General features: G+C 61.2%; 21 protein-coding genes. 10 read left to right on the top strand and 11 right to left on the bottom strand.

Features of this window, described 5'->3' with window-relative positions; genetic code table 11:
* The first annotated feature begins 83 nt into the window (after positions 1 to 83).
* Positions 84 to 566, top strand: coding sequence for a glutathione peroxidase (locus tag ACLH0I_RS24505; protein ID WP_250964044.1), 483 nt, complete (start codon positions 84 to 86; stop codon positions 564 to 566).
* A 259-nt stretch (positions 567 to 825) separates the two neighbouring features.
* Entirely contained in the window at positions 826 to 1,929 is a 1,104-nt protein-coding gene (locus ACLH0I_RS24500; RefSeq protein ID WP_411385608.1) for an NADH:flavin oxidoreductase, read from the top strand.
* Between the two features lie 137 nt (positions 1,930 to 2,066).
* Here the strand turns inward: ACLH0I_RS24500 and ACLH0I_RS24495 are convergent, their stop codons facing one another.
* Entirely contained in the window at positions 2,067 to 3,266 is a 1,200-nt protein-coding gene (locus ACLH0I_RS24495; protein WP_411385607.1) for a glycosyltransferase family 4 protein, read from the bottom strand.
* A gap of 40 nt (positions 3,267 to 3,306) precedes the next feature.
* Positions 3,307 to 4,062: a sulfate transporter CysZ gene (gene cysZ / locus ACLH0I_RS24490; protein WP_186729782.1), complete on the bottom strand. Its 756-nt coding sequence runs from the start codon at positions 4,060 to 4,062 to the stop codon at positions 3,307 to 3,309.
* A 311-nt stretch (positions 4,063 to 4,373) separates the two neighbouring features.
* Here cysZ and trxB point away from each other — a divergent pair, with 311 nt between their 5' ends.
* Entirely contained in the window at positions 4,374 to 5,336 is a 963-nt protein-coding gene (gene trxB, locus ACLH0I_RS24485; protein WP_207964420.1) for a thioredoxin-disulfide reductase, read from the top strand.
* Between the two features lie 185 nt (positions 5,337 to 5,521).
* Here the strand turns inward: trxB and ACLH0I_RS24480 are convergent, their stop codons facing one another.
* From ACLH0I_RS24480 to ACLH0I_RS24450, 7 genes are all read right to left on the bottom strand, one after another.
* Positions 5,522 to 6,772: an aspartate aminotransferase family protein gene (locus tag ACLH0I_RS24480; protein ID WP_411385606.1), complete on the bottom strand. Its 1,251-nt coding sequence runs from the start codon at positions 6,770 to 6,772 to the stop codon at positions 5,522 to 5,524.
* 301 nt (positions 6,773 to 7,073) lie between these two features.
* Positions 7,074 to 7,412 (bottom strand): HopJ type III effector protein, encoded by a 339-nt coding sequence (locus tag ACLH0I_RS24475; RefSeq protein WP_411385605.1) that lies wholly within the window; start codon positions 7,410 to 7,412, stop codon positions 7,074 to 7,076.
* Positions 7,405 to 7,701, bottom strand: a complete 297-nt coding sequence (locus tag ACLH0I_RS24470) for a DUF1244 domain-containing protein (RefSeq protein WP_250964037.1) — start codon at positions 7,699 to 7,701, stop codon at positions 7,405 to 7,407. The genes ACLH0I_RS24475 and ACLH0I_RS24470 overlap by 8 nt, the downstream gene beginning before the upstream one ends.
* 97 nt (positions 7,702 to 7,798) lie before the next feature.
* On the bottom strand, positions 7,799 to 8,179 hold the full coding sequence (folX, locus tag ACLH0I_RS24465) for a dihydroneopterin triphosphate 2'-epimerase (RefSeq protein ID WP_025211888.1): 381 nt from the start codon (positions 8,177 to 8,179) through the stop codon (positions 7,799 to 7,801).
* Positions 8,180 to 8,740 carry a GTP cyclohydrolase I FolE gene (folE, locus tag ACLH0I_RS24460; RefSeq protein ID WP_186705049.1) on the bottom strand — a complete coding sequence of 187 codons (561 nt, stop codon included), beginning with the start codon at positions 8,738 to 8,740 and terminating at the stop codon, positions 8,180 to 8,182.
* Between the two features lie 20 nt (positions 8,741 to 8,760).
* Positions 8,761 to 9,471: a dihydromonapterin reductase gene (gene folM / locus ACLH0I_RS24455; protein WP_250964035.1), complete on the bottom strand. Its 711-nt coding sequence runs from the start codon at positions 9,469 to 9,471 to the stop codon at positions 8,761 to 8,763.
* 233 nt (positions 9,472 to 9,704) lie between these two features.
* Complete coding sequence (locus ACLH0I_RS24450; RefSeq protein ID WP_250965704.1) at positions 9,705 to 10,265, bottom strand: antibiotic biosynthesis monooxygenase; 561 nt, start codon at positions 10,263 to 10,265, stop codon at positions 9,705 to 9,707.
* 219 nt (positions 10,266 to 10,484) lie between these two features.
* Between ACLH0I_RS24450 and ACLH0I_RS24445 the strand changes: the two genes are divergently transcribed.
* On the top strand, positions 10,485 to 11,444 hold the full coding sequence (locus ACLH0I_RS24445) for a MerR family transcriptional regulator (RefSeq protein ID WP_250965705.1): 960 nt from the start codon (positions 10,485 to 10,487) through the stop codon (positions 11,442 to 11,444).
* Between the two features lie 19 nt (positions 11,445 to 11,463).
* On the opposite strand, the gene ACLH0I_RS24440 is transcribed toward ACLH0I_RS24445, so the two are convergent.
* Together ACLH0I_RS24440 and ACLH0I_RS24435 are read right to left on the bottom strand one after the other, a co-directional pair.
* The gene (locus ACLH0I_RS24440) at positions 11,464 to 12,069 is read right to left on the bottom strand and encodes a hypothetical protein (protein WP_411385604.1); all 606 of its coding nucleotides are present in this window, start codon (positions 12,067 to 12,069) and stop codon (positions 11,464 to 11,466) included.
* A gap of 54 nt (positions 12,070 to 12,123) precedes the next feature.
* Positions 12,124 to 12,597, bottom strand: a complete 474-nt coding sequence (locus ACLH0I_RS24435; protein ID WP_250965702.1) for a PAS domain-containing protein — start codon at positions 12,595 to 12,597, stop codon at positions 12,124 to 12,126.
* A gap of 152 nt (positions 12,598 to 12,749) precedes the next feature.
* On the opposite strand from ACLH0I_RS24435, the gene ACLH0I_RS24430 reads away from it, so the two are divergent.
* The 6 genes from ACLH0I_RS24430 (at position 12,750) to ACLH0I_RS24405 (ending at position 20,307) form a co-directional block, all read left to right on the top strand.
* Positions 12,750 to 13,205, top strand: coding sequence for a flavodoxin (locus ACLH0I_RS24430; RefSeq protein ID WP_250965701.1), 456 nt, complete (start codon positions 12,750 to 12,752; stop codon positions 13,203 to 13,205).
* Between the two features lie 140 nt (positions 13,206 to 13,345).
* Positions 13,346 to 14,128, top strand: coding sequence for a class II aldolase/adducin family protein (locus ACLH0I_RS24425; RefSeq protein ID WP_186705055.1), 783 nt, complete (start codon positions 13,346 to 13,348; stop codon positions 14,126 to 14,128).
* Entirely contained in the window at positions 14,128 to 15,030 is a 903-nt protein-coding gene (locus tag ACLH0I_RS24420; RefSeq protein WP_411385603.1) for an alpha/beta fold hydrolase, read from the top strand. The genes ACLH0I_RS24425 and ACLH0I_RS24420 overlap by 1 nt, the downstream gene beginning before the upstream one ends.
* Before the next feature lie 508 nt (positions 15,031 to 15,538).
* The gene (locus ACLH0I_RS24415) at positions 15,539 to 16,450 is read left to right on the top strand and encodes an SDR family oxidoreductase (RefSeq protein WP_053181805.1); all 912 of its coding nucleotides are present in this window, start codon (positions 15,539 to 15,541) and stop codon (positions 16,448 to 16,450) included.
* Positions 16,451 to 17,123: 673 nt separating this feature from the next.
* Positions 17,124 to 18,917 (top strand): DUF1302 domain-containing protein, encoded by a 1,794-nt coding sequence (locus tag ACLH0I_RS24410; protein ID WP_411385602.1) that lies wholly within the window; start codon positions 17,124 to 17,126, stop codon positions 18,915 to 18,917.
* Between the two features lie 22 nt (positions 18,918 to 18,939).
* The gene (locus ACLH0I_RS24405; protein WP_186705062.1) at positions 18,940 to 20,307 is read left to right on the top strand and encodes a DUF1329 domain-containing protein; all 1,368 of its coding nucleotides are present in this window, start codon (positions 18,940 to 18,942) and stop codon (positions 20,305 to 20,307) included.
* The last annotated feature ends 83 nt before the right edge of the window (positions 20,308 to 20,390 follow it).

The raw sequence follows: 20,390 nt of genomic DNA, 5'->3' as shown, positions 1-20,390 counted from the left end.
GGCGCCCTATGGCGCCTTTTTAGTCGCTGCTGTTAGCATCACCCATGGCTGTTTCGAAAAGATCCGCAAACCTGGAGTTCGTCATGAGTGCTTTCCACGACCTTAAACTGAAAGCCCTGGATGGTCAGGAGCTTCCTCTGGCGCCTTTCAAGGGGCAAGTCGTGCTGGTGGTCAACGTCGCCTCCAAATGTGGCCTTACGCCTCAGTACGCGGCGCTGGAAAATCTCTATCAGCAATACAAGGACAAGGGCTTCAGCGTGCTGGGCCTGCCCTGCAATCAGTTCGCCGGGCAAGAGCCGGGGAGCGAGCAGGAAATCCAGGAGTTCTGCAGCCTCAACTATGGCGTGACGTTCCCGCTGTCCAGCAAGCTGGACGTGAATGGTCATGAACGTCATCAGTTGTACCGCCTGCTGGCGGGCGAGGGGGCCGAGTTTCCCGGGGACATCACCTGGAACTTCGAAAAATTCCTGCTCGGCAAGGACGGCAGGGTGCTGGCGCGTTTCTCACCGCGCACGGCGCCGGATGATCCTTCCGTGATCCAGGCGATCGAAAAAGCGCTGGCTTGATCCCAATAATGTATGGCGGTCCCTTTGTGGCGAGGGAGCTTGCTCCCGCTGGGCTGCGAAGCGGCCCTGGCTTTTTGCGGTTGCTGCGCAACCGAGCGGGAGCAAGCTCCCTCGCCACAGGGAGCGTGCTTGAGGCTGTGGTACTCACCGCTCCCTTTTGATCCTTGATCATTCAAATCAATAGTGCTGTCCAGCGCCCCTCGTGCTCCATATTATCGTCGTCATATCCGACCTGTGACTTCGTTCCGTGGAGTGCCCCATGCCTGTAAAAGCCCTGTTCAAACCCTTCCACCTCGGCGCGTTCGAGTTGCCGACCCGGGTGGTGATGGCGCCGATGACCCGTTCCTTTTCGCCGGGCGGCGTGCCGAACGCCAAGGTGATCGAGTACTACCGTCGTCGCGCGGCGGCCGGGGTCGGCCTGATCATCACCGAGGGCACGACGGTCGGGCACAAGGCCTCCAACGGCTACCCGAACGTGCCGCATTTCTACGGCGATGCAGCGTTGGCCGGCTGGAAGCAGGTGGTCGATGCGGTGCATGCCGAAGGCGGCAAGATCGTTCCACAGTTGTGGCACGTGGGCAGCGTGCGACGCATCGGCACCGAGCCGGACGCCAGCGTGCCGGGTTACGGTCCGACCGAAAAGCTCAAGGACGGCCAGGTGGTGGTCCACGGCATGACCCAGGCGGACATCGACGATGTCATCGCGGCCTTCGCCCAAGCGGCAAAAGACGCCCAGGGCATCGGCATGGACGGAGTGGAGATCCACGGTGCCCACGGTTACCTGGTGGACCAGTTCTTCTGGGAAGGCAGCAACCAGCGCACCGACGGCTACGGCGGCAGCCTGGCCAACCGTTCGCGCTTTGCGATCGAATTGATCCGTGCCGTGCGTGCGGCGGTGGGCGAGGGCTTCCCGATCATTTTCCGCTTCTCCCAATGGAAACAGCAGGATTACGCCGCGCGCCTGGTGCAGACGCCTGAAGCCTTGGGCGAATTCCTCAAACCGTTGTCCGAAGCGGGCGTGGATATTTTCCACTGTTCGACGCGACGTTTCTGGGAGCCGGAATTCGAAGGCTCCGAGCTGAACCTGGCCGGCTGGACCCGCAAGCTCACCGGCAAGCCCACCATCACCGTCGGCAGCGTCGGCCTGGATGGCGAGTTCCTGCAGTTCATGGTCAACACCGACAAAGTCGCGCAACCGGCCAGCCTGGAAAAGCTGCTGGAGCGCTTGAACAACGATGAGTTCGACCTGGTGGCGGTGGGGCGTGCGCTGCTGGTGGATCCGGACTGGGCGCAAAAAGTCCGTGAAGGGCGGGAGCAGGAGATCTTGCCGTTCAGTCGCGAGGCGTTGATGACCCTGGTCTAAGCGGCGCCTGATCCGACGCCATCGCGAGCAAGCTCGCTCCCACATTTGATCTTCAGCGCGCACAAATTTTGTGTTTAGCCGAGAACCCCTGTGGGAGCGAGCTTGCTCGCGATGGCGGCCTCAGCATCACCAAACAATCAGCGCACAGTCGGCGCAGCAGGCATCACCTGCTCACCCACGCAAACCCCTCGCAACTGCGCTTCAAATTGCTCGATCACCGACGCCCACCCCTGGCGACTGGCATGCTGGCGTGCATTGAGTCGCACACAACGCAAGGTCTCGCGCTCTTCCAGCAGCCAACGGGCGGCATCGCAGAACGCCTCTTCATCCCCCGGCATCGCCAGCACGCCGTTGTAGCCATGGCGAATATGTTGCGCCGCGGCGGCCTGGTCGTAGGCCACCACCCCCAGCCCGGACGCCAGTGCCTCCAGTACCACATTGCCGAAGGTTTCGGTCAGGCTCGGAAAGACAAACACATCCCCGGACGCATAGTGGCTGGCCAGCGCCTCGCCGCGTTGCGAACCGCAAAAGATCGCCTCGGGCAATGCCTGCTCCAGCGCGGACCGCTGCGGGCCGTCGCCGACCACCACCAGTTTCATCCGGCGCCCCGGGAAAGCGCTGCACAGCGTGTCGAAACTGCGCTTGAGCAGCCCGAGGTTTTTCTCCGGTGCCAGGCGTCCGACATGGATCACGGCGATGTCATCGTCACCCAGGCCCCACGCTTCGCGCAGGCTCGCCGAGCGCTTGATTGGATGGAACAGTTGGCTGTCCACGCCCCGGGACAACAACGCCACCCGCTCGAAATGGCGCCGCTCCAATTCCAGGCGTTGGCTGAGACTGGGCACCAGGGTCAGGCTGGAGCGGTTGTGAAACCAGCGCAGGTAATGGGTGAGCCCGCGACTCAACAGCCCGAGGCCGTACTGTTGGGTGTATTGCTGGAAATTGGTATGGAAACCACTGACCACCGAGATGCCCAGGCGACGCGCCGCCCGCAGTGCCGACAAACCCAGCGGCCCTTCCGTGGCGATGTACAGCACGTCCGGACGATGGCGTTTCCAGCGCCGGAGGAGTTTGTGCATCGACGCCTGGCCCCACTGCAAGCCCGGATAACCCGGTAGCGGCCAGCCCCGGCACAGCAGCAGTTGGTCGTCACTGGCCTGGCGCGGGTCGTCGGCCTGGCGAGGTCGTATCAGCTCGACCTGATGCCCGCGGGCGCGCAAGCCGTCGTACAGGCGGCCCAAGGTGTTGGCCACGCCGTTGATTTCCGGCGGGAAGGTTTCGGTGATCAGGGTAATGTGCAGGGGTGTGGTCATGACCCCAGTGTCGACCGGGGCCATTTCGTCATTGTGACGCCTGGATGATGGATTTGTGACCGGCTCAGCCCTGACGGGCCAACGCGGTCTCGGCGCCTTGCTCGCGCACCCAGAATAATGTCGCCCCAGCCACCGCCGCCGGCATCATCAGGATGTTCACCACCGGGATCAGTAGCACGAGATAGACGCTGCCGCCAAAGCCCAGGCTCTGCCAGCGTTTTTCCCGCAGCCAGGCGAGCATTTCGTTCCAGCCCAACTTGTGGTTGTCCGCCGGGTAGTCGATGTACTGGATCGCCATCATCCACACGCCGAACAGCAGCCACAGTGGCGCCGCCACCAGATTGACCACGGGGATGAACGACAGCACGAACAGCCCCAGGGCGCGGGGCAGGAAATAACCCAGCTTGCGCGCCTCCCGGCTGAGGGTCCGGGGGATCATGGCGATCAACTCGGCCCAGCTGAAGGCCGGAAAATCGTCGGTGCCACGGATGACCACCTCGACCTTTTCCGCGAGAAAACCGTTGAACGGCGCCGCGATGATGTTGGCGAGCATGGTGAAGGTGAAAAATACCATCAACACGACGAGCACCACGAACAATGGCCAGAGCACGTAGCTGAGGAAACTCAGCCATTCCGGCAGCGACGGCATCAGCGTATCGACCCACAGGCTGAACTGATGGCCGGCCAGGTAGATCAATCCGACGAACAGCACCAGGTTGATCGCCAGGGGCAAGAGGACGAACAGGCGCAGGCCCGGGCTCAAGACCAGCTTGAGGCCTTCTCGCAGATATTGCGGGCCGGACAGGACGGGGGCGGGCATAGGTGGCTCCGAGCGAAGATGAACGCGCCGACCTTACCGGCTTTGCCCCGCCCGGGAAAGCGGCGACATGGCGTGTAACAACGTTTCTTGAGGCGAAGGCGCCTATTAAAAGGACCGCCGGGGATAGAGCTCACCTATGAGCTGGATTGTTAAACCGTATTTCCTTAATCTTCGCTCCCTCGATACGCTGCACCCATTCTTTTCCAGGACTGTCGAACCCAAGCCTTCCCCAAGTGCGTCAACGGTCCTTTTTTATTCGCGCCGCTCACCCGGCGTTCCGGCCCGCAAGGTCCGGTCAACAGGAGCAGGTCATGTCTGAAGTGCGTCATTCGCGAGTGATTATCCTTGGTTCCGGCCCTGCCGGTTACAGCGCTGCGGTCTATGCGGCCCGTGCCAACCTCAAGCCGTTGCTGATCACCGGCATGCAGGCCGGCGGTCAATTGACCACCACCACCGAAGTCGACAACTGGCCGGGCGACGTCCACGGCTTGACCGGCCCGGCCCTGATGGAGCGCATGAAGGAACACGCCGAGCGCTTCGAGACCGAGATCGTCTTCGATCACATCAATGCCGTGGATTTCGCCGCCAAGCCGTACACCCTGACCGGCGACAGCGCGACCTATACGTGTGATGCCCTGATCATCGCCACCGGCGCCAGCGCTCGTTACCTGGGCCTGCCGTCGGAAGAAGCGTTCATGGGCAAAGGTGTTTCGGCCTGCGCCACCTGCGACGGCTTCTTCTACCGCAACAAGCCAGTGGCTGTGGTCGGTGGCGGCAACACCGCCGTCGAGGAAGCCCTGTACCTGGCCAACATCGCCAGCACGGTCACCTTGATCCACCGTCGCGAAACCTTCCGCGCCGAGAAGATCCTGATCGACAAGCTCAACGCCCGCGTCGCCGAAGGCAAGATCATCCTCAAGCTCAACGCGACCCTGGACGAAGTGCTGGGCGACAACATGGGCGTGACCGGTGCCCGCCTGAAGAACAACGACGGCAGCTTTGACGAGATCACAGTGGACGGCGTCTTCATCGCCATCGGCCACACCCCGAACACCTCGTTGTTCGAAGGCCAACTGGAACTCAAGGACGGCTACCTGGTAGTCAAGGGCGGCCGCGACGGCAATGCCACCGCCACCAGTGTCGAAGGCATCTTCGCGGCCGGCGACGTGGCTGACCATGTCTACCGCCAGGCGATCACCTCGGCCGGTGCCGGTTGCATGGCAGCCCTGGACACCGAGCGTTACCTGGATGGCCTGCAGAACGCATCGTTCTGATTCATCGGGTACAAAAAAACCGGCTTCGGCCGGTTTTTTTGTGCTTGGATATCTGCCGGTGGACCCTGTGGGAGCGGGCTTGCTCGCGAAGGCGGTGTTCCAGTCGACATCGATGCTAACTGACACACCGCCTTCGCGAGCAAGCCCGCTCCCACAAGTCCTCTGTTTGGTCAGAAGATCGATTGTCAGGCCAGCTTCGCCAGGCACGCCTCCAAGATATCCAACCCTTCTTCCAGCACGGCCGGTTCGGTCGTCAACGGCGCCAGCAGCCGGATGATGTGCCGTGATTTGCCGCTGGGCATCAGCAGCAGGCCCGCTTCCCGTGCCAAGGCCAGCAGTTGCGTCAGTTGTGCCGAGGCCGGAGTGCCATCGGCGTGGCTCAGTTCGATGCCGCGCATCGCGCCGACACCGGTCAGGCGGCCCAGGTAAGGGCTCAGCCCGCGACGGCGCCAGGATTCGTAGCGGCTGACGATCGCCTCTTCCTGTTGTGCACCCCAGGCGTTCAGGTTGGCGTCGGTCATTTCGTCCAGGGTCGCCAGTGCGGCGGCGCAGGCAATGGGGTTGCCGGAGTAGGTGCCGCCCAAGCCACCCTTGGGCAGGTTGTCCAGCAGCGCCTTGCGGCCCACCACTGCTCCCAGGGGCACGCCGCCGGCAATGCTTTTACCCAGCAGCACCAGGTCTGGCTCGATGCCCAACCGGGGGAAGGCAAAGCGCTGGCCGGTGCGGCCGAAGCCGGACTGGATCTCATCAACGATCAGAACAATGCCCTTGTCGTCGCAGAACCGCCGCAGGGCCTGGGCGAAGGGCACGTCCAACGCCAGGAAGCCGGCTTCGCCCTGCACCGGCTCGACAATGAAACAGGCCACGTCATTCACGTCGATCTCGACGCTGAACAGCCGCTCCATGGCCTTCAACGCCTCATCGCAGGTGATGCCGTTGTCCTGGCTGGGGTACGGCAGGTGATACACCGGCCCGGGCAGCACGCCAACTTTCTGTTTGTAGGGCGCGACCTTGCCGTTGAGGTTGAGGGTCGCCAGGGTGCGGCCGTGAAAGGCGCCGTCGAACGCGATCACGGCGGTGCGGCCCGTGGCACCGCGCACGATTTTCAAGGCATTCTCCGCCGCTTCGGCGCCGCTGTTGGTGAGCATGCCGCTGACGGGATAGCCCAGCGGGATGAACGCTGCCAGACGTTCCATCAACTCAATGTAGGGCGCGTGAGGCGCGGCGTTGAAGGCGTAGTGAGTCAGCCGGGTGGCCTGTGCGCGGATTGCCTCGACGATGCGCGGATGGCAATGGCCCAGGTTCAATACACCGATGCCGCCGACGAAATCGATGTAGCGTCTGCCGTCGGTGTCCCAGACCTCGGCATTCTTGCCGTGGCTGAGGCTGACGGGATGCACGATAGAGATCGATTGGCTGATGGTTTCGCTGCTCATGGAGGACGGCCCGGACGAAGGAGAGATTTCCGTTATCTAAGCCGCGAGCAGAGGCGCCCGGCAAACGAAATAAAGTTGCCGGGTCAATCTTAAAAGTCGGGATGTGGTGAGGCGCCGCTTACTTGAGATGTGCAGCCCGTGGCGAGGGAGCTTGCTCCCGCTGGGGCGCGAAGCGGCCCCGAAACCTGGCAACTCGGAGTGTCAGGCAAATTGAGTTTGATTGTTTGGGGCTGCTGCGCAGCCCAGCGGGAGCAAGCTCCCTCGCCACAAAAGCGGACCTGGCTACAGAGCGGGGCTCGGATCAACGCCGCTGCAGCGGCTGCGCCTCAAACGTCACGCCCGCCAGCCCATGGGCCATCAACGCGCGGATATTACCGTGATCGCTGCCTTCGGGCGTGGCCAGCACCGAACGGTAATGTTCGCCGAATGCCAGCAGCGCTTCTTCATTGCTCAAGCCTTCGAGCAGCGCCAGGCCCAGGGTCTTGCACGAACCTTCGTTCTGCCCGGCGGCGTTTTGCACGCCGCCGTTGTTGAAAGCCTGGGGTTGGTAGTCGTAGCCGGCGGCGATAAAGGCCAGGGTGTCGGCGAAGGCATGTTCACCGCTCATGAGACGGGTACGCAGGGTGGCAAGATCAAACATCGGGTTTTCCTTTGGAGAACGCCGCCTGTTGTTCGGCGCTGGCTTCTTTCTGGTAGAGGGCTTTCCACTCGGCGTACGGCATGCCATAGACCACTTCGCGGGCGTCGTCGAGGCTGACCTCGACCTGGCGCTCATCGGCGGCGGCCTTGTACCACTTGGACAGGCAGTTGCGGCAGAAGCCGGCGAGGTTCATCAGGTCGATGTTCTGCACATCCTTGCGGCTGTCCAGGTGGGCAACCAGCCGACGGAAAGCGGCGGCTTCGAGTTCGAGGCGTTGTTGGTCGTTCATGGGGGTCTCTGCGAGACAGCTTCAAGTGGCAAGCTTCAAGCTGAAAGTGGGTTTGCGGTGTTCAGGCTTGAAGCTTACAGCTTGAAGCTTTTGGCTGCTACGAAGTAGCCCTGCTTGCCGCGAGCGTAATCGATACGGACTCGGCGAAGCGCAAGGCGTGCGGCTTGTCCACTTCGACTTCGGCGTACAGCACCGACTCATTAGCCATGACCAGGTCGAGCAGTTCTTGGGTCAGGCGTTCGAGCAGGGCGAAGCGGTTGCCTTCCACGTGGGCGATGATCGCCTTGGTGATGGTGCGGTAGTTCAGCGCGTGGTCGATGTCGTTGTCGCGCACCGCTTCTTGGGCAGCGTAGAGGATGGTCAGGTTGATCAACACATCCTGCTTGTTGAGGATTTCATCCTCGTTGATGCCGATGAAGGTGCGCAGGCGCAGGTCCTTGACCTTGATACGTGCCATGGCTGGCTGAAGTTGTGGCATTTACTTGCTCCGTCGAATCAATTGCAGGAACTCCTGGCGCGTGGTGCTGGAATCGCGAAAGGCGCCGAGCATCACCGAGGTGTTCATGGTCGAGTTCTGTTTTTCGACACCGCGCATCATCATGCACATGTGCTGGGCCTCGATCACCACCGCCACGCCGGCGGCCTGGGTGACCTGCTGCACCGCGTCGGCGATTTGCCGGGTCAGGTTCTCCTGGATTTGCAGGCGGCGGGCGAACATGTCCACCAACCGGGCGATCTTCGACAGCCCCAAGACCTTGCCGGTAGGAATATAAGCCACATGGGCCTTGCCGATGAAGGGCAACAGGTGATGTTCGCAGAGTGAATAGAGTTCGATGTCGGCGACGATCACCATTTCATCGCTGTCAGAGGCGAACAGCGCGCCGTTGACGATTTGCTCGACGCTTTGTTCATAGCCATGGCAAAGGTACTGCATGGCCTTGGCGGCACGCACCGGGGTATCGAGCAAACCCTCGCGCTCGGGGTTCTCCCCCAGGCCGATGAGGATCTCGCGGTAGTGCTGGGGCAGGGATAGCGTCATGGTGCATCCTCGAAACAAGGCTATTTGACGTGCCGCCCGCCGTTGACGGTCAGGGTCGTGCCGGTGACATAGGGGTTGTCCAGCAGATAACGCAGGCTCTGGTAGATCACTTCGCTGCCAGGTTCGATACCCAGCGCGGACTTGGCCAGGGCCTTGGCGCGGTAAGCCGCGTCGTCTTCGGGGTTGAACAGTAGCAGGGCCGGGGCGATGCCGTTGACCTTGATCGCAGGGGCGAACTTCGCCGCGAACGACAGGGTCAGGCTTTCCAGGCCGGCCTTGCTGGCGCAATAGGCGATATGCCGGGCGCTGCCCTTGCGAGTCACGTCATCGCTGATGTGCACGATATCCGCGGGCGTTGAACGCCGCAGCAGTTCGGCGCCATGCAGGTTGATCAGGTAAGGCGCGAGCATGTGCACGCCGAACATGGCGCTGAAAGCCGTCGCTTCGTTGCCAGGCGCCTCGGGCATCCAGGTCGAGGCGTTGTGCACGATGGCCCGCAGCTGGTCGGTGTGCTGCTTGAGTTGTTCGATAAAGGCCAGGATTCCCGTTTCGCTGGAGAAGTCGGCGAACAGCACCGTCGCCCCCAAATCGCGCAACGCCTGCACGCCGGGGCGTTCGGTGCGATAGGTCGCGATCACCGGCTGCCCGTCCTCCAGCAAGCGTCGGGCGCAGTGCAGGCCGACGCGCTGGGCTGCACCAGTGATCAGGATAGGAGCGGTGGCACTGGACATGGGACGGCTCGGTTCACGGCAAGAGCAAAACTATAACAGCGACGGAGGAGGCATCCTACGTACAACGGCTAATCCAGTGGCAACTCAACTGTCCCCTGTGGGAGCGAGCTTGCTCGCGATAGCGGTGCGACAGTCAATGACGAGTTTGACGGACAGGCCGCCATCGCGAGCAAGCTCGCTCCCACAGGTCCTTTGTTGCCTATGAGTCAGGGTAACTGTTGAGGCGGGTGGCATCACTGATTCTGCGTAGCCGGCAATGCCCGCTGCGGCGGGCCGTTGAGCCAGTTCGCCAGCAAATGGGTCGACATCGGGATAAACAGGTAGACCATCAGCGGTGTCAGGATGAGTGTGCTGATCAGCACGCGGTTCAACAGGCCCAGTTCGCCCAGCAGCGGCCCCAACAGGAAGTTGAACAACAGCGATACGGGAAAGAACGCGAGCCAGATGGCCACGGCCTGTTTCCAGCGAGGCGGACGCTGGCCGACCGCGCCGAACCAGCCATCGATGCCACGCACCCGATGTTCGGAGGGATGGGCAAACAGATCGCTGCCCCGTCCCAGCCAGGCCGTGCGTGAAGCGGAGTGTTCCCAGGCGTGCAGGGTCTGCTCGTCGGCAAACCGGAAGATGATCTGGAATTCATCGTCCTGGGGCGGTGGCGCGAGCACGCCGGAACCCAGGTAGCCGGGAAAATCGGTGGCCAGTTGTTCGCCTTCACGCAACCAGGCAATCAGATCTTCATAGCGCCCGTTGGCGACACGGCGGGCCACCATCAGGGTGACGGGTGAGGTAGACATTATGTATCTCCGTAAGACAGGCGCAATACTCCGGGTAGGAGATTCGCGGGGAGACGCCCCGGGGTGGTGGTAGCGTCTGGTCGCCAAAAAACACGCAAGGATTATTCCCGATTGTGCGTAAAACAACAAAAACGCACCTTTAACACGTTTGTTCTTGTCATGGCGTGTGTTCAAGGGGTTAAACTGGGATCCAATTTCCCTGTCGGAATTGTCTGTCAAATGAGCGTAGTCACAGAGGAAAGCCTGGTTTTCCAGGCAGCAGGTGCCTTGAAGCAGGAAGACCTGTTCCCCATTCGCGAAGTTGCGCGCATGACCGGCGTGAATCCCGTGACCCTACGCGCATGGGAGCGGCGCTACGGTTTAATCCAACCCACTCGCACCGAAAGTGGGCACCGCCTGTACTCTTTGAGTGATATCGAAAAGGTGCGCAGTATCCTGGCGTGGATAGACCGGGGAGTAGCCGTAAGCAAAGTGGGAAAGATCTTGGCGAAGACCGAGTCGGTGCAACCGGTCTCCACGCTTATTTCATCGGATCTGGTCAGGGAGGATTACGCCGGGTGGCAGCAACAGGTGGCGGCCGCAATCGCCAACTTTGACGATGTGGAACTCGATCACGTCTATGGGCAGATCTTCTCCACCTACACCGTGCCGGTCGTGTTCCAGGACATCCTGATGCCGCTTTGGCGACAAATGCTGTATCGCCAGCCAGAGTTCGGGCAAATCAGCGAATGGGTATTTTTCGACGGCTTCCTGCGTTCACGCATCATCCAGCGGCTTTTGCTCAAGCGCGAAGTTCATGTGCCTCGCATCGTGGTCTGTGCCATTGAGGGCCAATGCCGTGAACTGGAGTTGCTGATTGCAGCGCTGTTCCTGTCCAAGGCGGACGTGGGAGTCAAAGTGCTGTCGATCGGCCTGCCGTTCGACGAACTGTCCCTGGTGTGCCAAAAGGTCCAGCCGCTGGCCTTGGTGCTGGTTTCCGACCACGCGCCGGCCCCGGATTTGCCCAAGCGCCTGGGCAAATTGGCGATGAGCCTGGATTGTCCGTTGATGCTGGCGGGTGAGGCATCCGACCTCGCGCAGGAAAGCCTCGCTGGCTCGTCAATCGGTTGCCTGGGTAATGAAGGAACAGTGATGCGTCAGCGCCTGCGCCAGTTTCTAGCAGGCAATCTCGACACTTGAATGTCCTGCGTACAGGGCACTAGAGATGCATGGTTGGATGGGTCAGGCGATGTTGCTGCAGGATGTACTGGCGCAGGCGCTCGGTCTCGTCCTGGTCATTCTGGTTCAGGTGATAGGCCAACAAGCCTCGATCGGTTCCCCGTTCGAAGGAACCACGTAATGAAATCCTCTCGTAGCCTGACGGGCTGAACCACAAGACAAATTGCTTTGGTGGCTTGGTGCGGCTGCGGTTTTCCAGCAATACACCCTTGCAGGACACTTCATGGACCCAGAGCGGTCCCGGCTGGCCGTTGATATTCTCCAGCGCCACCGGCTCGTCGAGCACCAGGCGCCACGGGCGGATCTTCGGTCCGTCCTCGTAGATGCTTGGCACACCCAGGCGCAGATGCATCGCATGGAATTCGTCTTCCACCAGATGCAGAGGAAAAGTCATTTGCTGGTTTTCGAAATTGGCTTGCAACGTGACCTGCTCATTCGCTGCCAGGCGCGTCAGCAAGTCACGGATCTGCGACCCACCGTTGACCAGCAAGCTCGACGTGACATCCCGCTCGTTCAGCTGCGGGTTGTGTTGCATGGTCCGGATGAAATCCAGTTCATCCTGCGTCAGGAGGGCATCGCGCTGCATGGTCGGCTCGAAATGATAATTTACATATTCACTGGTGATTGTAGTGACTGACCATTAATTCGGGGTTTTGTTTGCACCGTTCGTCGCTTCGAGCCGTGCAATCGTTTCCCGGGCTTCGGCCAGCTCCTTTTCCAGCTGGATGACGCGTTGTTGAGCCTTGACTTGAGTCGTGACGTTTTTTTGCACACCGATGAAATAGGTGTGCCCGTCAGCCGAATTTTTCACCGTGGACAGTGACAATTCGTTCCAGAACGGCGTGCCGTCCTTGCGGTAGTTGCGCAACACCTCGCGACAGGTACCTCCCTCCCTCAAGGCCTTGCGAATGGGCTCCAGGGCAGGTTGGTCCCGATCACCCGATTGCAGGAAGCGGCAATCCTGATAGAGGATTTCGTCGCGGTGATAGCCGGTCAATCGTTCGAAGGCTGGGTTCACGTAGATCAGGATGTTGTCTTCGCCTTCTTTTTCAGCGATGACAATCCCGTCGTTCGAAGCATCGATGACCAGTTGCATCAGTTGAGCGTTGATCATTGGAAAGCGCCCTTTGAACATTCTTTGATGCAACATCTTAAAAGAAATCGACGGGCTGTCCACTGGCCATCACTGCCGTTGAGAGCCATTCGCAGCCCGGCAGGTGCAGCTGTTACTATCCCGGCTCTTTTTTCAGGTTCAGGATCAGATCGATGAAAGTCGCCATTCTTTCCGGCTCAGTGTATGGCACCGCCGAAGAAGTCGCCCGGCACGCCGCCAAACTGCTTCGCGACGCGGGCTTCGACGCCTGGCACGACCCTCGCGCGATGTTGGCGGATGTGCAGGCGTTCGCGCCAGAGGCCTTGCTGGCGGTGACGTCCACGACCGGCATGGGCGAGTTGCCAGACAATTTGATGCCGTTGTATTCGATCATCCGCGACCAATTGCCAGGGTTCTTTCGCGGCTTGCCTGGCGCGGTGATCGGCCTGGGTGACGCCAGCTATGGGGATACCTTCTGCGCCGGCGGCGAGCAGATGCGCGAGTTGTTCGCCGAACTGGGCGTGAGCGAGGTGCTGCCGATGTTGCGCCTGGATGCCAGCGAAAGCGTCACCCCGGAAACCGATGCCGAGCCGTGGCTGGCTGAATTGATCGACGCGTTGCGTGCTTGAAGCGAATGCGGTGACTCGTTTGGCCAGTAAGCTGGCTGCCAATGCAACTACCGCCTCTGAAAGACCTGACTAGACTGATTTTCTTGCGTAAGACGTTTTGATGACGAGACGCCTATAACTGGAAACCAGAGGTCAGAGCCGTGAGCGTAGCGCCCGTCCAAACGACACTCAGTATCAAGGAACAGGTCAGTGCCGCCGAATGGCAGACCCGGGTGGACCTTGCCGCCTGTTATCGGCTTGTCGCGCTGCATGGCTGGGATGACCTGATCTTCACCCATATCTCCGCGAAGGTCCCCGGCACCGAGGATTTCCTGATCAACCCCTTCGGGTTGATGTTCCATGAAGTCACCGCCTCGAGCCTGGTCAAGGTCGACCAGGCTGGCAACAAGTTGATGGACAGCCCCTACGACATCAACCCGGCCGGCTACACCATCCACAGCGCGGTGCATGAGGTGCGCCATGATGTCGCCTGTGTGTTGCACACCCACACCGCCGCCGGCGTTGCGGTATCGGCACAGAAGCAAGGTGTGTTGCCGATCAGCCAGCAGGCGCTGTTCGTGCTGTCGAGCCTGGCCTATCACGCCTACGAAGGGGTGGCCTTGAATCACGAAGAAAAGGCGCGCCTGCAGGCCGACCTGGGCGAAAGCAATTTCCTGATGCTGCACAACCATGGCTTGCTGACATGCGGCGGCACCATCGCCGATACCTTCCTGATGATGTTCACCTTTCAACGGGCCTGTGACATCCAGGTCCTGGCCCAGAACGGCGGGGCCGAATTGATCGCCATCGAGCCGCAGATTCTGGCCGGAGCCCGAGCGATGATCGCCGGCGTGACCAAAAGCGCCCAGGGCATGGGCGGTGCGTTGGCCTGGCCGGCGTTGCTGCGCAAGCTCGATCAACACGATACCGGGTATAGAAGCTGATGCCCCTGGCCCAGATCCCCCTGCGTATCTGGCGCCAGCGCAGCCAGATCTTCATGTTCCGTGGCCATGCCATCCGTTATTGGGTGGCGGGGCAGGGCGAGCCGCTGCTGTTGCTCCACGGTTTCCCCACCGCCAGTTGGGATTGGCATTACCTGTGGCAACCCTTGGCGCAACGCTACCGGGTGATCGCATGTGACATGCTCGGTTTCGGCGACTCGGCCAAGCCGACGGATCACGTCTATAGCCTGCTGGAGCAGGCCGATCTGCAACAGGCCTTGCTGGCGCACCTGAGTGTGAAGGGCGCCGTGCATCTGCTGGCCCACGATTACGGCGACAGCGTGGCCCAGGAGCTGCTCGCGCGGCACTACGACGCGCGCATCCACCTTGCCAGTTGTGTCTTTCTCAATGGCGGTCTGTTCCCTGAAACCCACCGTCCGGTATGGGCCCAGAAAGTTCTGCTAAGTCCGCTGGGCTGGCTCTTGGGGCGAATGTTCTGCCGGGAAAGCCTGGCCAGCAGCTTTCGGCAGATTTTCGGGCCCTCGACCGGCCCCACCGAAAGCGAACTGGATGACTTCTGGAGCCTGGTGGAGGCCCATTGCGGTCCGCGGATCATGCACAAACTCATCGCCTATATTCCCGAACGCCGTGTGCAGCGGGATCGCTGGGTGCAGGCGATGCAACGCGGCGAAGTGCCGTTGCGGGTGATCGATGGCGCGGTCGATCCGATTTCCGGTGAACACATGGTGGCGCGCTACGAGGCCCTGATCCCCAACCCGGACACGGTTTTGCTGCCCGACATCGGCCACTATCCGCACACCGAGGCACCGGTGCAGGTGCTCAAGCATTACCTGGCGTTTCGCGAAGCCATCGCCGTGCCGCACAGGCAAATGGCCTGTTCCTGAGGGCGCGGGAGGGAGTGAGCTTATGTGGGAGCGAGCCTGCTCGCGAAGGCGTCAGCACATCCAACATATTCCCGACTGAAAGACCGCTATCGCGAGCAAGCTCGCTCCCACAGTAGATCGAGGTTGAATACAGAATTTATGAGCGACAAAAGTCCCGTGTGGGAGCGAGCCTGCTCGCGAAGGCGTCAGCACATCCAACATATTCCCGACTGAAAGACCGCTATCGCGAGCAAGCTCGCTCCCACAATAAATCGATTGTGAATGCAGAAATTGTGGACACTAAAAATCCCCTGTGGGAGCGAGCTTGCTCGCGATGGCGTCAGCACAGCCAACATCTGTCCTGACTGAAACACCGCTTTCGCGAGCAGGCTCGCTCCCACAGGGCTTGGGCCCGCATCATCCCCCCGCCTTATCGGCCACCATTCACTGGCAGCCGTGTTGATTGTGACCGGCCGACAGGTGCCCGACACTCGTGCCCATTGTCCTATTCGCCTGCTGGAGTTCTGCCATGAGTGAGTCTGTGCGCTTCGAAGATAAAGTCGTGATCGTCACGGGAGCCGGCGGTGGCCTGGGACGCGCCCACGCGCTGCTATTCGCCAGACAAGGCGCGAAAGTGCTGGTCAACGACCTGGGCGGCTCGGCTCAAGGGGAAGGGGCCAATGCCTCGGCAGCGGACCGGGTGGTCGCCGAAATCCGCGAAGCGGGCGGTATCGCCGAGGCCAACCATGACTCGGTGACCGACGGTGACAAGCTGGTCCAAAATGCGCTCGACGCGTTCGGTCGTGTCGATGTGGTGGTCAACAATGCCGGGATCCTGCGGGACAAGACGTTTCACAAAATGGACGACGCCGATTGGGACCTGGTCTACCGCGTCCACGTCGAGGGCGCCTACAAGGTGACCCGGGCCGCTTGGCCGCACCTGCGTGAGCAAAACTACGGGCGGGTGATCTTCACCGCATCCACCTCCGGCATCTACGGCAACTTCGGCCAATCCAACTACGGCATGGCCAAGCTTGGCCTCTATGGCTTGACCCGAACCCTGGCCATCGAAGGCCGCAAGAACAACATCCTGGTCAATGCCATCGCCCCCACCGGCGGCACCCGCATGACTGAAGGCCTGATCCCGCCGCAGGTGTTCGAGCAACTCAAGCCCGAACTCGTCAGCCCGCTGGTGGTGTACCTGGCCAGCGAGACCTGCCAGGAAACCTCCGGCCTGTTCGAAGTGGGCGGCGGCTGGATGGGCAAGGTGCGCTGGGAGCGCAGCCTGGGCGCTGGCTTCGATCCACGCAAAGGCTTTTCCCCCGAAGACGTCGCCGCCCATTGGCAGCAGATATGCGACTTCGAAAATGCCGTACACCCGAACGACAACCTGGAAGCCTTGAAGGAAATGATGGCGAATCTGCAACGGCACGCCATTTAGGCCCTTATTGCCCGGGCCGGTTGCCGCTCGCTGCGGTAACTGTGCTCACGGGGACGTGTACCTAAAAGCCGCCAGGTTCGCGGCGGTTTCTCTATCCATCACACCCTTGATATCTCGCCGGACGGCGTGCATCTATAAAGCGCGTGGCAGCCGCTAGAAGCCTGCATTCATCGTAGTGGCTCCTGTGTCATATCCATGCGCATTCTGCTGTCATTCCAAGCAAACAACCGCACATAAAAAAGGCCGCTGCAAAAAGCAGCGGCCTAAGCGTGACGTTGTAAGGGAGCTACAAACCAACGTCGATAAGCACGGGATGATGGACCGATGCGCCAATCCATCCGAATGACGGTGCGCCAGGCGTGAGGGATGCCGTGGCGACTTGCGTTTGCAGGCCCGTTGCCCTGCAAGCCCGGCCAGCATAGGGACCGAGCCCGGTGGGAAACAGCCCGAATCCGGACATGCACCGTTGCAGGGCGCGTAACAGTCGTCGGCGAGGCAGGGGTATGCGCGGCGCTGATAACCCATCATCCAATCCATCCATGCACGCCTCAAAGGTCCGCTGGGCAGGGGCTGTCATCCTTTTGAGGTACAGCGTGAATACCTCCTTGGTGCGCTTATCGCCCAAGGCATCCGGCAGTAGGGTGAAGACTCTGTCACTCACCGGGGAAGACGCATGACAACAATAACAATGCGCGCCATCTTCAAGCCGCAGGCGCTGGCCGTCGCGGTGGCCTTGGGTTGCTGTGCCCAGGCGCAGGCCGTTTCATTCAACATTGGCGAGATCGAGGGTCAGTTCGATTCGTCGCTGTCCGTGGGCGCGAGCTGGGGCATGCGCGATGCCGACAAGGACCTGGTCGGTACGGTCAATGGTGGTACGGGCCAATCCTCCACCGGCGATGATGGACGGCTGAATTTCAAGAAGGGCGAGACCTTCTCCAAAATCTTCAAGGGCCTGCACGACCTCGAGCTCAAGTACGGCGATACCGGTGTGTTCGTGCGCGGCAAGTACTGGTACGACTTCGAACTCAAGGATGAAGGCCGCGAGTTCAAGGACATCAGCGACAGCAATCGCAAGGAGGGCGCCAAGTCATCGGGGGCGCAGATTCTTGATGCCTTCGTCTACCACAATTATTCCATCGCCGATTTGCCAGGCACCGTTCGCGCCGGCAAGCAGGTGGTCAGTTGGGGGGAAAGTACTTTCATCGGCAACTCCATCAACAGCATCAACCCGGTGGACGTGTCCGCGTTCCGTCGCCCCGGTGCGGAGATCAAGGAAGGCCTGATTCCGGTGAACATGCTGTTCGCCTCCCAGGGGCTGACCGACAAACTCACCATCGAAGGGTTCTACCAGTTGGAGTGGGACCAGACCGTGGTGGATAACTGCGGTACGTTCTTCGGCAACGACGTGGTGGCTGACGGTTGCACCAGTGGCTACACCGTAGGCAGCCCGGCGATTGCGCCGTTCGTCCCCTTGACCCAGGCATTCGGCGAGGAGATCCAGGTGTCCAGCGAAGGGGTGATCATTCCCCGTGGTGGCGATCGTGACGCCCGCGACTCCGGCCAGTGGGGCACGGCGTTGCGCTGGCTTGGCGATGACACCGAGTACGGCCTGTACTTCATGAATTACCACAGCCGTACGCCTACTGTCGGCACCACCACGGCGGGGCTCTCGACACTGGCGGCATTGCCGGGCATGGTCGCGATTGCCAACGGGCTGGCCCCCGGCAGCGGCGCGGGCCTGGCGCAGAGCGTGATGCTGGGCCGCGGGGGGTACTACCTTGAATACCCGGAAGACATCCGCCTCTACGGCGCCAGTTTCTCCACGACGCTGCCCACCGGCACCGCCTGGACCGGGGAAGTCAGCTACCGTCCCAACGCGCCGGTGCAGGTCAATACCAACGACCTGACCCTGGCCCTGGTCAACCCGATTGCCGGTGGCGCCGTATCGCCCATCGCCACCTCGCCTGGCGCCGACAACACCGGTTACCGCCGCAAGGAAATCACCCAGGTCCAGAGCACCCTGACGCATTTCTTCGATCAGGTATTGGGCGCTGATCGCCTGACCTTGGTCGGCGAAGCGGCGGTGGTGCATGTCGGTGGCCTGGAGTCCAAGGACACGCTGCGTTATGGCCGGGATTCGGTCTATGGCCAATACGGCTTCCAGGGCGACACCGACGGTTTCGTCACTTCGACGTCCTGGGGTTATCGCGCCCGGGCGATTCTCGATTACTCCAATGTAATCGGTGGCGTGAACTTCAAGCCCAACCTGTCCTGGTCCCACGACGTGGCGGGCTATGGCCCCAATGGTTTGTTCAACGAAGGCGCCAAGGCCGTCAGTGTTGGTGTCGATGCCGATTACCGCAACACCTACACCGCCAGCTTGAGCTACACCGACTTTTTTGGCGGCGATTACAACGTTCTCGAAGACCGCGATTTCCTCGCGCTGAGCTTCGGCGTGAACTTCTGATTTGGCTGACAAGGAAAACCCAATGCGCAAGATGATCCTGCAATGCGGTGCCCTGGCCTTGAGCCTGCTGGCCGTGAACGTGATGGCGGCGGTGTCGCCGGAGGAAGCGAACAAACTGGGCACCAGCCTTACGCCGTTGGGCGCGGAAAAAGCCGGCAATGCCGATGGCTCGATCCCGGCCTGGACTGGCGGCATCCCGAAAAACGCCGGGGCGGTGGACAGCAAGGGTTTTCTGGCCGACCCGTTCGCCAATGAAAAACCACTGTTCACCATCACCGCCGCGACTGTGGACAAGTACAAGGACAAACTCTCCGAAGGGCAGGTCGCGATGTTCAAGCGCTATCCGGAGACTTACAAGATCCCGGTCTACCCGACCCATCGCAGCGTCGGCCTGCCGCCGGAAATCTACGAGTCAGCCAAGCGCAGCGCCCTCAATGTAACGTCCATCAACGACGGTAACGGCTTGTCGAATTTTACCGGCAACCGCTACTACGCCTTCCCGATTCCCAAGAACGGCGTGGAAGTGCTGTGGAACCACGTTACCCGTTATCACGGTGGCAACCTGCGCCGGGTCATCACCCAGGTCACGCCGCAGACCAATGGCAGCTTCACGCCGATCCGCTTCGAAGAAGAAATCGCCGTGCCGTTCCTGATCAAGGACGCCGACCCGGAAAAGGCCAGCAACGTGCTGACCTATTTCAAGCAATCGGTCACCGCCCCGGCGCGCCTGGCCGGTAACGTGTTGCTGGTGCATGAGACCCTCGACCAAGTGAAGGAGCCGCGCCTGGCGTGGATCTACAACGCCGGCCAGCGCCGTGTGCGTCGCGCCCCGCAAGTGGCCTACGACGGCCCGGGTACCGCCGCCGACGGGTTGCGTACCTCCGACAACTTCGACCTGTTTTCCGGGGCGCCGGACCGCTACGACTGGAAGCTGATCGGCAAGAAGGAAATGTACATTCCGTACAACAGCTACAAGCTCGATTCGCCAAGCCTCAAGTACGACGATGTGGTCAAGGCCGGCCACATCAACCAGGACCTGACCCGCTACGAGCTGCACCGGGTCTGGGAAGTGGTGGGGACGGTCAAGCCCAGCGAGCGGCACATTTATGCCAAGCGCCACATGTACATCGACGAGGACAGCTGGCAGGCGGCGCTGGTGGATCACTATGACGGTCGCGGCCAACTGTGGCGGGTGGCCGAAGGTCATGCCCAGTTCTATTACGACCATCAGAACCCGGGCTACACCCTTGAAGCGCTCTACGACATCATCGCCGGCCGCTACATCGCGCTGGGGATGAAGAACGAAGAAAAGCACAGTTACGAGTACGGCTTCGAAGCCAGGGCGGCCGACTACACGCCGGCGGCGTTGCGTTCGACCGGGGTTCGGTAAGTCTTTTCTTGAGTGATGAGGGCTCGTGGCGAGGGAGCTTGCTCCCGCTGGGCCGGGCTGGCGCTCCAGCGCGCAGCGGCCCT

It is taken from the genome of Pseudomonas sp. MPB03 (assembly GCF_046605385.1).
GTDB lineage: Bacteria > Pseudomonadota > Gammaproteobacteria > Pseudomonadales > Pseudomonadaceae > Aquipseudomonas > Aquipseudomonas zanjanensis.
The sequence above is the reverse complement of the archived record's forward strand: the minus strand, read 5'-3'. Positions and strand labels throughout refer to the sequence as shown.